Origin of the sequence: Paenibacillus sp. NPDC056933, assembly GCF_042674385.1 — a bacterium.
GTDB lineage: Bacteria > Bacillota > Bacilli > Paenibacillales > Paenibacillaceae > Paenibacillus.
Window position 1 is genome coordinate 2,556,139 of the sequence record NZ_JBHUQN010000001.1, and the last position, 14,276, is coordinate 2,570,414.

A 14,276-nucleotide genomic window follows, 5' to 3' on the forward strand; every position below is an offset into this window, starting at 1 on the left:
GGGGGGCTGTGTAATGATGATTATGATGAGAAAATGGATGATTCTGTTAGGGGGATTGCTTCTGACCGCTTTCCTCTTGGCAGGGTGCTTTGATGAAGGAACACCAGGCGCCAAGTCCTCAAGCTCAGTGGAAAGCTTGCCTGTGAAGATCGAAACCCCTCCTGTTACTACATCAACAACGGAGAGGTCTATCATCCTCGGTTTCTCCCAGCTAGGCTCTGAAAGCGCTTGGAGGGAAGCGAATACTGCATCCATTCGGGAAGCTGCTGAGGAAGCCGGTATCACTCTAATCACCGCGAATGCAGAACAATCCCAAACCAAGCAGTTTGAAGCTATCCGTTCGTTCATCGACAAAAAGGTGGACGTCATTGCGATTGCGCCCGTTGTGGAAAGTGGCTGGGAGGAGGTGCTTCAGGAGGTTAAGCAAGCAGGCATTCCAGTCGTTGTAATGGATCGTTCTGTGAAAATCCAAGACCCTTCACTCTTCGTAACGCTGATTGGTTCGGATTTTTACGAAGAAGGTGTTAAAGCGGCGAAATATATGATGGATAAAATGCGGCATACGTCAGGAGCCATTCAAATCGCTGAACTGCAAGGGACAGTTGGCTCTACACCTTCCATTGACCGCGGACGCGGTTTTCGGGATACGATTGCGGGCAAGAACCAATTTCAAATTGGGCTAAGCCAATCTGCCGATTTTACCCAAACAGGCGGGAGAAAGGCAATGCAAGCCTTTCTTGATCTTCCTCCAGACCAGTGGCCGCAGTTGCTGTACTCTCATAATGATGATATGGCCATTGGTGCAGTGGAGGCGATTGAAGAGGCAGGCCTCAAACCCGGTCAGGATATTATTATTATTTCCGTGGATGGGACTAGACGAGCCTTTGAACAGATGATTGCCGGGAAAATCAACGCCGTTGTTGAGTGCAATCCGCTGCTCGGCCCCTTGCTTATGCAAGCCACCAAAGAAATCATGGCGGGAAAAACTCTCCCTAAGCGCATGGTTCCTTCAGAGGATATTTTTCCACAGGAGTTGGCGGCTATGGAATTGGCCCATCGTCGCTATTAGGGGCATAAGCGTTGTATCCGTCCGCAGGGCGGTTTTTTTTCGGTGTATGATTCTCAAAGGAAAAGAATAGCTCGGCAGGACTTCGCTTTTGTTTGACAAATCTGCCCGGAGAGATTCCGGCGACCTTGGTGAAACTGCGAATGAAGTTGGCATAGTCGCTGAATCCCGACTGGAAGCAGGCATCCGTAATGCTCATCCCGTCCGACAGGTAATATCTGGCGAGCTCAATACGCCGATTCAGGATGTAAGAGCGAAGCGTCAGTCCGGTATGCTTTTTAAACTGGCGGCTAATATAGGTACTGTTCAGATAAAACGTCTCGGCAAGCATCGGAAGTGTAATCTCCTGTGTGATATGCGCTTCAACATAATCCATCGTTTGACGAACAATCTCAGGCATGATGTCCGTAGGAGTAAAGGTTGTATCGTGAAACGACTGATTAATCAGTACCAGCAGCTGCGCAATCGCTGCATTGATTTTGATGTCCATTCCATACGCGTCCGAAGCAAGAGCATACTCCAGCTCTTCAGCCAGCTGAAGGAACTGCTTCATTTGGCAATCGTGCAAATGTACGATATTTCCTTTTCCCTTTGGACGATAATCAAAACATGCGGACAGATTTGTTGCCGTAGTGGAGAGCCGTTGCAAGTATGATTTCTTGAGATTAATGGTAATTCGTTCATATTCGGATTCGTCCATGATAAAAGAACGGTGCATTTCTTCCGGAGAAATGACAAGCAAATCGCCCGGTTCCAAATGGTAACAGCGATTCTCAATATAAAAGTTAACGTTACCACGAAGGAAAAGGTAGATCTCATAGGCATCGTGGTGATGATAAGAGGATTCCAGCTTGTATGTGGTCACGCGGTGCAGATATAAGAGTTCAGGTCGGATGGGATCATACAAATAGGGTCCGTTCACAAAGCACCTCGTCCTTTCACGCAATAAACAGAGCGGAATACGCAATGAAAATGCACTCGGTTTACCTTAAAATGTAATCATCCTATCATGATGCACCCATTCTTGCAAACGGTTTCGTTTATAACTTGTACCTGAGACAAGGATAATGCAGCTCTATTCATGGGTCATACATTAACGTTTAATGGAGGAATCTTTCAATGAACAATAATTCGATAAGCAATGCCGGGGAACAAACGGGAAAAAGCGCAGCGTCTACCTATGCGTCAAGTATTAAGTCACCTATCGGTAAAATGCCTCCAAACGGAAATCCGCTGGTTGCCCATAAATTTGGAGCCGATCCTTATGCCCTTGTGTTTAATAATCGGGTCTATTTGTATATGACAAGTGATACACTGGAGCAGGATGCGGACGGTCTTCCTCAGAATAACAGCTTCAAATCCATCAATCGCATTACCATCATCTCCTCAGATGATTTGCTCAACTGGATCGATCACGGCGAAATTCAGGTTGCCGGACCGCAAGGTGCAGCTACATGGGCTACGCAATCCTGGGCGCCCGCTGCTGCCCATCAAATCATGGATGGTGAGGACCGATTTTTCCTGTATTTCTCCAATAATGGAAGCGGTATTGGGGTGCTGTCTGCCCCAAGTCCGGTAGGACCCTGGACAGATCCTATTGGAAAAGCACTAATTACCAGCGAGACTCCTGGGGTTGAAGGTGTGCCGTGGGTGTTCGATCCGGCTGTGCTGGTCGATGATGATCACAGAGGTTATATCTATTTCGGGGGTGGAGTTCCGGAAGGACAAGCAGAGAGACCCGACACGGCAAGAGTCATGCGATTGGGAGATGATATGACCAGTGTAGTAGGCCGGGCCAAGGTTATCCCTGCCCCGTACATGTTTGAGGATGCGGGGATACACAAATATAACAACATTTACTACTTCACGTACTGCTCCAATTTTCACGAAGGCATTCGCCCAGAGGGCAGTCCGCCGGCTGGTGAAATTGCTTATATGACAAGCGACCAGCCAATGGGACCTTGGACGTATAGAGGAAGTATTCTCAAAAATCCGGGGCACTTTTTTGGCGTCGGCGGCAATAACCATCATGCCATATTTCAATTTGCGGAGCACTGGTACATGGCTTATCACGCCCAGACTTTATCCCAAGCTCTGGATGTCCCTGACGGCTATCGTTCCACACATCTGAACCGAATTCACTTCGGTGAGTCTGACGGACACATCTATGAGATGGATGCAGATTATCAAGGGGTTGATCAGGTAAAGCTGTTTAACCCATTTCAGCGCGTAAATGCTGCGACCATGGGATGGAGTGCGGGAGTGAAGACGGCGAGAGTCAACTCATATGGTACTGAATCTTCTCGTGATGAATCGGAGGTTATCGTCACGGATATGGAAAATGGCAGCTGGATCGCTCTGTCACAGGTTGATTTTGGTTATGAAGGAGCAGCCAGCTTTAGCGCAACGATCTCCAATAGCGGTACCGAGGGTTTTGTAGCCCTTCGCCTGGATCATCCTGACGGACCATTAATCGGGCAGCTTCTCATTCATGCATCAGACATGAGCAATACGTGTCAGGAATACTCAGCCCCAGTTACAGGCGCGCAGGGCGTTCATGATTTATATATTGTGGTTGGTGGAAGAACGAATGAGAAGCCTCTCATTCGCATGAGCCAATGGAGATTTGATCAAAAATAAGATTGAACTTGACCATGGTTCCGCCGGCAATGAGCTCCCGGCGGAATTTTTATGTCCATTGAAGGAGGATCTTCTGCAAGTCCGTTAGGACGGAGAAATGATGGATCTGCGATAACTGCGCGGTGTACAGCCGACCACTTGTCTGAATTGCCTGGAGAAATGCTCCACATTCCGATAACCGCAAAGTTCACTGATGTCTGAAATTCTGGACTGGCCATGGATCAGTCTTTCTTTGGCGAGACGAATTCTGGATTGAATGACATCTTCCATACAGGAAATGCCAAATGTGGTCTTATATAATGATTGCAGATAGCCTGGACTAAGATGAACATAGTCAGCCATGATAGAAACGCTCCATTCTAGGCCCGGATTGTGGTTAATGGCTTTCCGCAAATGAAGAAGATCCTGATAATGAGGCTTATTTTCGATGGACTGAGAGGCTTCGAGAAGCTTGTTAAACATAATCCGAAACAAATAATCAATGGAGAGCTCACGGTAGTCACACTGAAGAAAATTTTCGGTAGCCAGCAATTGAAACAACTGATGACAATAACCGGGATCCGGAAGAAGAATGGGAGTGCCCAACGGAATAGCTGTTTCCAGTACATACGATTCATCGGAAAGAAATCGCACCCAGTCATTCACGTATTGATCCGAGCATGCACGATACATGATTTTCTGATAAGGCGGGTATAAGACGGCACAATTGGCCGGATATGCTTTTATCTCACCATTTATCCAGAATTCCGCCGGAGTCTGTGTAAGAATGAGAAGCCAGAAATCATGACCTTCGGGTATGTCATAAATGAAATCAGCAGGATGAGCGGCATCGTAACCGACATAAAAAATAGTATTCATAAGATTCTCCAATCTTGGAATAGATCAATTTTGCGTTAGCATATATCATTCTTTGAAGGGCACTTCTATTCTATAATTTTAAGGGAAAACCATTAAGAAATCATTCATTAATCAATAGAACGTTACGGCTATATCGACGGATAAGTCTTTGAAATGATCAATAAAGGGGACATATTATGATGATACCAGAAGTGGAAAAGGAAAAGGAGTATCACTATATCCTCTCCTATACCCGTTCTCCTCAAGAAAAAAAGATCTACGCACCCAGGCTTGCATACAGCATGCACCTTGCCTACAGTGAAGATGGATCAAATTACCGTGCGCTCAACCATAACTCAGGTGTATTGTTTGCAAAGGCAACGAAAAATGAGAATGGCACCTTGAATGCCAAAAGTTTGCATAATCCATATGTGTTCATTCTTCAAGATGGTACATATGGCGTTATTGCAGTGCGAACAGAAGCCGAAGGACAGCACGATACAGAGAGCAAGGGAGCTGTGTTGTTTTTTCATTCATCTGATCTGCTGCATTATAGAGAAATTGGTCTAATTGACCTGAAAGGCGATGTACATGTCCATGACGTGATGTGTGAATATAATGAGTTAACCCATTCCTATGTGATTCGATGGAGAGATGAGAATGGCTGTTTTTTTCAAAATACGATGCAGAATCTCTTTCGCCTAACAAGTGCTTCCACCCCGACAAGGACAGAGGCATTTGTACTGACATCGGCATCCCCGGATATTGAAGGAATCATTCCCCGCAATGTGCTTCGGGTTTCACGTCAAGTTGCACAGCGCGCAGTCCACCGACTAACACCGCCTGCTAACATAGCGATCCAAGTCCCGGACCGTATCATTGCAACATCAATTGAAGATTTGAAAGCGCTTAAGGCAATCGCAAAATACAGCGATGGTACCACATCCCTCAAGAAAGTGAATTGGAATGGGGAGATGGTAACGTGGGAGGAGGAAGGAACTTACCTTGTGACAGGTACGGTTGTACAGGAGCATTATGCATTTCCCATTGCTGCTAACCGTGCAGATCCCTGCATTACAAAATGGAAATCCAAGTACTATTTTGTAGCAACAAATGATGAAGATCATAACCAAACGCTGTATATTCGAGAATCGGATACGATAGCGGGTCTCGTTGAAGCCCGGGAAACCTTGATTCTGGACACCAGCACATATGACGATATTAAAGGTTTGTTGTGGGCGCCTGAGCTGCATACCATTGCAGATGAGTTATACCTTTTTCATGCAGCTACCTCGGGTGATTTTCTGAATGAAGAATGCCATGTGATGAAACTGAGTACTGGTGGTAACCTAACTCATGCAGCGGATTGGTCCAGACCTCAGCGCGTGCTTCGAAATGATGGAACCTATCTGTGTGAAGCCGGAAAAGTAATTTCCCTCGACATGACGGTCTTTAAATGGAACGATGAATATTATGCGTCCTGGTCTGAGCGCCAGTTTGTACCTGTAGATCGTGGAGCATGGCTGTACATTGCCAAACTTGATTCCAAAGAGCCATGGAGGTTGAGCAGTGAACCCGTCTTGTTGTCCAAACCGGATTACGGCTGGGCAAACAATCACACGTATGTCGATGAAGGGCCGTTCGCCCTCATCCGAAACGGCAAGCTGTTTTTAACATTTGCGAGTGCAGCGGTAGACGCCACTTATTGTGTAGGGCTTCTAACCCTGAATGGAAATGACAATTTGTTGGACCCGGAGCAATGGACAAAATCGAATTATCCTCTGTTAACATCCAGGAGTGTTGCGGGAGAATTTGGACCGGGTCACAATTCCTATGTAGTGGATGATGAAGGTATCACATGGAATGTTTATCATGCCAGACCCGGTTTGGATGCACCTCGAGCCTGCGGAATTCGCCGTGTCCATTTTGACATCGATGGATATCCGGTTCTGGATTTAACCGAGGATCGCGATCTTAAACGAGAATTTGATAATGTATCTGTTGAGGTAGTGGTGAAACATGACTAGAAAGGGGAGAACAGAAAATATGTTTGCAAACCCGATTATTTGGGCTGATTATCCGGATCTGGATGTGATTCGGGTCGAAGATACCTATTATATGGTCAGTACAACGATGCATATGATGCCAGGCTGCGTCATCCTGCGATCCTATGATTTGATTCATTGGGAGACCGCTGCTTATGTGTGCGATAGACTTGATGACACACCCGCCCAGCGTTTGGAGGAAGGCCAGCAGATTTACGGCAAAGGCATGTGGGCTGCCTCGCTTCGACGCCATAACGATACGTTCTACGTCATTTTTGTTGCCAATGATACGCAAAAGACATATTTGTACACAGCCCAGGAAATAACGGGTCCATGGACCAAGCAGTATGTGGAAGGTTTTTATCATGATTGCTCGCTGTTTTTCGACGATGATGATCGAGTTTACCTGATTCATGGCAATGCCGAGATTTATCTGACCGAATTATGTTCCGATCTCTCTGGACCCAAAGAGGGCGGAGTACATCGCATGATCGTAAAAGACAAACAGCCTTATTTCCTTGGCTATGAAGGTGCACACTTCTATAAAATTAACGGGAAATATGTTGTGTTTCTGATCCACATTTCCAAGGCTTCCGGCAGAAGAACACAGGCTTGTTATACGGCCGATGCGCTGGAAGATGAGTTTGTTGGTGGGGAAGTATTCAATGATGATATGGGATATTTCAATTCAGGGGTAGCCCAGGGAGGAATCGTAGATACGCCAGTCGGAGACTGGTATGCCATGCTGTTTCAGGATCATGGTGCCATCGGACGCATACCCGTGCTGGTCCCGCTGCACTTCGAGAACGATATTCCGGTGTTTGCCAAGCAAGCGCCGAAGCAAATCCTGATTCCAAGCACGAGACCGGATTATACATACAAACCTCTGTTTGGGAGCGACAGCTTTTATTATGAACCCGGCGATGACGGAAGTGTACGACTGAACGATTTTTGGCAATGGAACCATAGCCCGCACAATGACCTCTGGTCCGTTACCGACAAACCGGGCGTTTATCGAATTCAATCCGGTCATATTCGTCCCAATCTGACCTTTGCTGTTAATACGCTGACTCAGCGCGCAATGGGACCAGTATGTGAAGCGACTGTCACACTGGATGGAAGCAGGCTGAATGACGGTGATTATGCAGGTTTGTGTTTTTTGATAGGCACATACGGTTTGATTGCACTTACGAGGAATGAAGGTCGTTTATATCTGGTCATGCTGGCAAGAAGCAGTGAAGATTCAAGCATCTTCGGTAATCTGATTGATGAGGAGCCAGCCACCGAATACGCAAGAATCCCTATAGGGGAAACAGAAGTTAAACTCAAGGCCATTGGGAATTTCATGGACAATCAGGACGAGTGTACTTTCTACTATCTGGAAGGAGCGGAGTGGAAGCCGCTTGGTATCACTCACAAGATGATTTATAAGCTGGATCATTTTATGGGATGCCGGATCGGGTTGTTTTTATATTCCACAAGAGTGCTTGGAGGAATGGCTGATTTTTCAAATTTTGAATATCAGGTGATGCTGCCAGATGAGCAGAAAGAATGGGAGTGAAGTCGCCGAGCTGGCGGCTTTTTTAACAATATATTGCCTCTTTCTGCTTCGGTGAAGCTATTTCATGTACAATGAGAACAGATCCCAATATCAGGAAAACAATATTCATTTCAGCCGAATAGGGGTGCATCATATGCGCATCACTGTATTAACCAAAACAAAATTGGCTGTGATTCTATTGCTCAGTGCATGCATACCAACAGGACATACACGTGGATATTCGGAACAGGGCTTTATAGATAGGAACGTGCAGGCTGCGGATCAAGAGCCGAGTTTTAGAAAATACAGCTCCCCGGTACAGGTATCTTTTGTCAGAGAAGCAGGGGACGACCTGGAACAAATGATCAGCCAGCTGCCCGGGGAGACATTACTGGACAATCGCTGGACCAGGTTATATGAGCAGGAGTTGGGGATTCAGCTTCAATATGACTGGATTGCCAAAGGAGATGTGTACGGACAGAAGCTGGGTATCTCTCTTGCTGCCGGACGTATTCCTGACATTGTCAGAGTAAATCCTTATCAGCTAAGGCAGTTGAGTAATGCAGGACTGATTCAGAATCTGTCCGAGGTGTACCAAACCTATGCCTCTCCTCTTACGAAGAGCATATTGGAAGCAGAAGGAAGCGGTCCGTTTGACGCGGCAACCATTGATGGCAAGTTGATGGCTATACCTGAAACGGCATCCTCCATTGAAACAGCCCAGTACTTGTGGATTAGAACGGATTGGCTTGAACGCCTGAAGCTTCGCCCACCTGAAACCATGGCAGATGTGCTTGAGATTTCTAAAGCGTTTACAGTAAGGGACCCTGACGGTAACGGTCTACAGGATACGTACGGACTTGCCCTAACGAATCACTTGTGGGACCCGGTCATGGGGGTTGCCGGCCTGATGGCCGGGTATGGTGCATATCCGAATATATGGATCAAGGATGGGGATGGCAGACTCGTATACGGGGGCATACAACCCGAAGTCCGAAAGGCGCTGCAAGTGTTGCAAAACATGTACCTTGATGGCCAGCTTGACCCCGATTTCAGCTACAAAAAAGGAACGAATGAAGCACGCCTGATTCAGAACGGAACCATTGGCATGTTATATGGTGAACAATGGACTCCTTTTATGATCCAGTCGAGCCGAGAGGCCGATCCAGAAGCAGAATGGCAGGCTTTTCCCATCACAGGAGAATCCGGCAGTTTGGCGAAGGTGCCGCTCCGCACCAATACCTGGAAATATTTCGCCGTTAGAAAAGACTATGCCCATCCTGAAGTCATCATGAAGCTCATGAATTTGCATTTGGAGACCAACTGGGGCGAGCATGCAAAGTACGAAACCTACTACAATGACGATTCCAAGGCCGTGTGGATGCTCTCGCCAGTCACCCCTTTTCCAGGAACCAAAAACCTCGACGCCTATCGCCAAATTCAGGAAGCGAACCGCTCAGGGGATCTTTCGGTCCTCCAAGAGGAAGCATTGGCTATTCAAAAAAGAATTCAAGCTTACATCCATGAAGACGTGGAGAGCGGTTGGGGATGGGATCAAACCTATGGGTCGTCTGGAGCGTTCAGTATTGCTAATGGCTACGAAAGAAATGGACAGCTGCTATACGATCAATTCACGGGAGGAATTACAGATACGATGATTGACCGACAGATGATACTGAATAATCTTCAGCTTGAAGCCTACCTGAATATTATTTTGGGCAGACCCATAGAAGAGTTCGATCAGTTTGTGACCAATTGGAAAAGGTTGGGCGGAGATCAGATCACAGCGGAGGTTAATGCGTGGCACGATACCAAAAATACAAAAACGGCATTGGAACGTTAAATCCCTCCTCAAGGGTGCGTTCAGACAAGAAGGCAATTCGTATGCTGGAGGGGATGAGTTGATTAAATTCCCGGCCCAATCATGGCGCAGCAGCATCTTCGCACGACTGGTCGTGACCTATCTGATCTTTGTTCTTCCGCTAATCCTGTTGGGGACGTATCTGTACAACTGGAGTTATGACAATGCCAGCCGGGAAATATCGTCATCAACGGAAAGACGGCTTGCCCGTTATCTCGAAGAACTGAATCGAGAAATGGAATGGATGGAGTTGCAGCAGTTTGACATTGTGGAAGACAGAAAGCTGAACAGGCTTGCCATTCTCTGGAACATGATGGATCAGGTAGATCGTCGAGAAACACTGAACTATCTGGCCGAAAGGCTGGCTACATTTAAAAATAGCAGTGTCTATATCAAGAATGTCCATGTGCATATTCGCACGATTGGCAAAAGCGTCTCCGCCACCCACGGAATTGATGATTACAACAGCGATTCCTATAACTACTTCAGCTCAGGCGACCAGGGGAATGGAGCCCGTTTTAGGATAAAGGAGGGTGGAATGAACCTGAGTGCCGTGAAGCAGGCTGGGAAAAAGGGAGAGGCTCCGTTGTTCGCGGTCCAGGTTGAGCTGGATACAGAACAATTTCAACATGCACTGACCCAGCTTAATCTTTACCCTGACAGCGGTTCTTTCCTGATAGAGGAAAAAACGGGTCTTATCATTACAGACCTTTCGCAGCATGATTTTATCCTTTCTGAATATCGCGACCATATAGCCAAGAAGGACTATGGTGCATTTCAGGTGAAGGTGGATGGCATACGCTATTATGTCAGTCAGAGCCGTATGGAGCCTCTGGGCTTGTCTGTAGCAACGTATTTGCCGGAAGAGAGTGTGAAGAGGCCGCTCAGCAAGTTCTATCATTGGGCCTGGTTGTTTGCCATTACCTCATTTATTGCTATTTCGGCCTTCCTATATTCCAGTTATAAGCTCATCCACATTCCCCTGCTTTTGCTCGTCAAGAGGTTCAAAAAAATGGAGATCGGTGTACTGGATATTCCTATCGTACACAAGCGTAAGGATGAGTTCGGCTTCCTGTATACCCGGTTTAATCAAATGCTTGAAAAGCTTCAGTTGCTGATCGATCGGGATTTCAAACAAACGATGATGACGCAGCGCGCCGAATTGAAGCAGCTTCAGTCCCAGATTAATCCCCACTTTTTATATAACAGTTTCTTTATCCTCAATTCACTTGCAAGAACAGGGGATACGGAGCGAATTGAACAATTCACCAACATGCTTGGCGAATATTTCAGGTTTATTACCCGGAACGAAACGGATCATGTAAGGCTGGAAGAAGAGGCATCCCATTCACGGATATATACCGAAATCCAGAAGCTGCGTTTCTCCAGACGCATACAGGCAGATTTCGGGGATTTGCCAATGACAATGGAGCGCATTTGTGTTCCCCGATTGATCATACAACCAATCATTGAGAATGCTTATGAACACAGTCTGGAAAAAATGACCGATCCGGGCATGCTTCGAGTTCGGTTTGGCATCAAGGAGCAGATCGCAGAGATTAGTGTGGAGGACAATGGACATGAGTTGGAGGATCACCACATTGAGGCGCTTCAACGACGTATACTGGAAAAAAGCGACTCGGATGAAATGACCGGTTTAATAAACATCCATCGACGCCTGGTGCTGACATACGGGGAAGAAAGCGGGTTGTTTTTGACAAGAAGTGAACTGTCGGGATTAAAGGTCACAATCCGAATTCATTTGGAAGGAAGGGAAGACGGATGTATCGACTTTTGATAGTGGATGATGAGGATATTATTACGGATGCTCTATATGAAACCTTTGCAAGATATATGCCTGACCGTCTTGATGTGTGCAAGGCTTATTCAGCGAGTGAGGCATTAGCCTGGCTGGAACGCTCCAGAATTGATATCGTTTTGACCGATATTCGCATGCCAGGTATGAACGGTCTTGAGCTGACGGAGCAGGTTCAGGCCTATTGGTCGCACTGCCGCGTTATTTTTCTAACAGGCTACAGCGATTTTAACTATGCTTACAGGGCTTTTCAGATGCCCAATGTCCGTTATTTGCTCAAAACAGAAGGTTATGACAAGGTGTTATCCGTTGTGAAGGAAGTAATGGAAGAAATCAGGAAAAGTCACCACATGCATGAGTTGCTGGAGAAGTCATACGAGATTACTTGTAAGCTGGATCTGCTTCAGCAGGAAGAGTATCTACGGAATCTGCTACTGAACAGCCATGCGTATGAGAGCTCTACTTGTGAAATCCAGAAACAACTGGATCGCTGGGACCTTGGGATGCATACTTCTTCCCCTGTATATGTTGTGCTCGGCCGGATTCATTCCAGGGATAAATATGCCCATACGGAACGCGCCAAGATTCAGGCATCGATGCAATTGATCGTTTCCTCCCTGATGGATGAGCAGACTCATCACGTGAGCGTACCGGACCATTATGGGGATATGGTATGGCTTATTCAGCCCAAGCAGACGGAAACCGAGCCAAGCAGTTCCCTTGTCCGATATCTTGAGGGTACATTGGAATTGGTCCAGGAAGCATGTATGAATTCACTTGACAATGCTGTGGCATTTGCATTGGCTGGAAACAGTTGTTACTGGTCCGGAATTCCACGACAATACGAGAGGTTGAGACAGCTTCATTGGATGAAGATTGGCGATGGAATTTCCATGGTGCTTCGGGATTATGATGAGGTTCTGCCGAATCAGGGCCTAAAGGAGCTCACACGGGTCAGTAACCGGATCGATCTGATGTCAGGGTATTTGGAGACGGGGCGAATCCAGCAATTTTACGAAGTGTTTGAGGAATTGGCCAATGAACTGATGCAACAGGATGTCACCTTGGAGAGGGCCATGGAAACCTACTATAATCTGGCGCTTCATCTGTATTCAACCATCAATCGTTGGGGTCTGCATCAGGATATACCCGATCAGCGCAGACTGCTGCATCTCAATGAGTATACGTGTATGAAGGATGCGGTGAAGTTTCTGTACCAGGCAGCCGACCAACTGGTTCGCTTCAAAAGCTCGAATGAACAGGATCGGGCAAATGCCGTAATTCATTCCCTCTGTACTTACATCACGGAACATCTGGAAGAAGACCTTTCCCTTGTCAGACTGGCAGAGCTTTATCATTTCAATCCATCGTATCTGTCCCGTTTCTTCAAACAGGAGATGGGTATTAACCTCTCCGAATTTATTGACGAGCTGCGAATACGGAAGGCGAAGGACTTGCTTCGAAATGCCGATTTCATGGTTCGTGAGGTTGCGCTTCAGGTCGGCTATGAGGCAGCTCATTCCTTTACCCGTTTCTTCAAAAAGGTGACAGGTATGACTCCCCAGGAATTCAGGGAATCTTTAATGGTTCGTTAATTGGGAAGAGAAGTAAGGTCACGGGCTTGAATCTCCTGTGGCCTTACTTTTCTTTTGGTTTAACGGCTGGCTAAGGTAATTTTCCGAATTAAGCGGTGAACGTTTTTAGTTTACGATAGGCATTGGGACTCACGCCTGTGTACGCCCTGAACTTTTTATAAAACCAGTCTGTATCCATATATCCGACCTCGGCTGCAATTTCGTAAATCCGCAAATCGGTGGATTTCAGCAGCAGTTTGGCTTTTTCCATTCGCTGCTGAAGCAAGTAATCATTGAAGGACATGCTCTCTTCCAATTTGAATTTTTGCCCAAGGTATGCACAGTTAAAATGAACCATATCGGAAATTTTTTTCAATGTGATATCCTCACTCAGATGATCGAGGACATAAGCTTTGATTATCTTGATGACCTCTGCGGAGGGGATATGTTTACCCTCAAGTTGAAGGATTGGCCTTACGGATGACGAATTCCGTCTGGTCTGCTCTGGCTCAAGCCTGGATTTGAGTCTGTTCAGGCTATTCAGGAGGGCAGAGGCGTTAAACCGACCGGGCAAATAATCACTTACTTGATAGGCCAGTGCTTTGCGGACAAGCTGAAAGTGATCATGGCCTCCCATGATCAGAATGGGAATCTGGCTTATTTTTCGTATATGGTGACATACCCACAACCCTGCAGCAGCACATCCTCCGGTGCTTATGAGCACTACAGTGAACTGCTGCTTAGACAATGCAGATACCGCAGACTGGGCAGAATCAACACGATCTCCAATGATATATTCAGAGTTGCTGCGGCGCAGTAGCTGTTGAATATCCCCGAACACACAGCAACTAAAATCCACAAGCAAGATGTTATGCATGAAGCAATCCCTCGCTTTCA

At 46.6% G+C, this 14,276-nt stretch carries 10 protein-coding genes; 7 read left to right on the forward strand and 3 right to left on the reverse strand.

Features of this window, described 5'->3' with window-relative positions; all coding sequences use genetic code 11:
• The first annotated feature begins 13 nt into the window (after nucleotides 1-13).
• The gene (locus tag ACFTRD_RS11400) at nucleotides 14-1,069 is read left to right on the forward strand and encodes an ABC transporter substrate-binding protein (RefSeq protein WP_379379825.1); all 1,056 of its coding nucleotides are present in this window, start codon (nucleotides 14-16) and stop codon (nucleotides 1,067-1,069) included.
• Here the strand turns inward: ACFTRD_RS11400 and ACFTRD_RS11405 are convergent.
• A complete protein-coding gene (locus tag ACFTRD_RS11405; RefSeq protein WP_379379827.1) occupies nucleotides 1,041-1,988 on the reverse strand; it encodes an AraC family transcriptional regulator in 948 nt (315 codons plus the stop codon). The genes ACFTRD_RS11400 and ACFTRD_RS11405 overlap by 29 nt on opposite strands.
• Nucleotides 1,989-2,185: 197 nt before the next feature.
• On the opposite strand from ACFTRD_RS11405, the gene ACFTRD_RS11410 reads away from it, so the two are divergent.
• Complete coding sequence (locus ACFTRD_RS11410) at nucleotides 2,186-3,706, forward strand: glycoside hydrolase family 43 protein (RefSeq protein ID WP_379379829.1); 1,521 nt, start codon at nucleotides 2,186-2,188, stop codon at nucleotides 3,704-3,706.
• Between the two features lie 84 nt (nucleotides 3,707-3,790).
• On the opposite strand, the gene ACFTRD_RS11415 is transcribed toward ACFTRD_RS11410, so the two are convergent.
• Entirely contained in the window at nucleotides 3,791-4,564 is a 774-nt protein-coding gene (locus ACFTRD_RS11415; RefSeq protein ID WP_379379831.1) for a helix-turn-helix transcriptional regulator, read from the reverse strand.
• A gap of 176 nt (nucleotides 4,565-4,740) precedes the next feature.
• Here ACFTRD_RS11415 and ACFTRD_RS11420 point away from each other — a divergent pair, with 176 nt between their 5' ends.
• From ACFTRD_RS11420 to ACFTRD_RS11440, 5 genes are all read left to right on the forward strand, one after another.
• The gene (locus tag ACFTRD_RS11420) at nucleotides 4,741-6,570 is read left to right on the forward strand and encodes a family 43 glycosylhydrolase (RefSeq protein WP_379379833.1); all 1,830 of its coding nucleotides are present in this window, start codon (nucleotides 4,741-4,743) and stop codon (nucleotides 6,568-6,570) included.
• A 19-nt stretch (nucleotides 6,571-6,589) separates the two neighbouring features.
• Nucleotides 6,590-8,149 (forward strand): glycoside hydrolase family 43 protein, encoded by a 1,560-nt coding sequence (locus ACFTRD_RS11425; protein ID WP_379379835.1) that lies wholly within the window; start codon nucleotides 6,590-6,592, stop codon nucleotides 8,147-8,149.
• Nucleotides 8,150-8,282: 133 nt separating this feature from the next.
• Entirely contained in the window at nucleotides 8,283-9,971 is a 1,689-nt protein-coding gene (locus ACFTRD_RS11430) for an extracellular solute-binding protein (protein WP_379379837.1), read from the forward strand.
• 58 nt (nucleotides 9,972-10,029) lie between these two features.
• Nucleotides 10,030-11,787 (forward strand): sensor histidine kinase, encoded by a 1,758-nt coding sequence (locus ACFTRD_RS11435; protein WP_379379839.1) that lies wholly within the window; start codon nucleotides 10,030-10,032, stop codon nucleotides 11,785-11,787.
• Nucleotides 11,772-13,400 (forward strand): helix-turn-helix domain-containing protein, encoded by a 1,629-nt coding sequence (locus tag ACFTRD_RS11440; RefSeq protein ID WP_379379841.1) that lies wholly within the window; start codon nucleotides 11,772-11,774, stop codon nucleotides 13,398-13,400. The genes ACFTRD_RS11435 and ACFTRD_RS11440 overlap by 16 nt, the downstream gene beginning before the upstream one ends.
• 88 nt (nucleotides 13,401-13,488) lie before the next feature.
• On the opposite strand, the gene ACFTRD_RS11445 is transcribed toward ACFTRD_RS11440, so the two are convergent.
• Nucleotides 13,489-14,256, reverse strand: a complete 768-nt coding sequence (locus ACFTRD_RS11445) for a helix-turn-helix domain-containing protein (RefSeq protein WP_379379843.1) — start codon at nucleotides 14,254-14,256, stop codon at nucleotides 13,489-13,491.
• Between the last annotated feature and the right edge of the window lie 20 nt (nucleotides 14,257-14,276).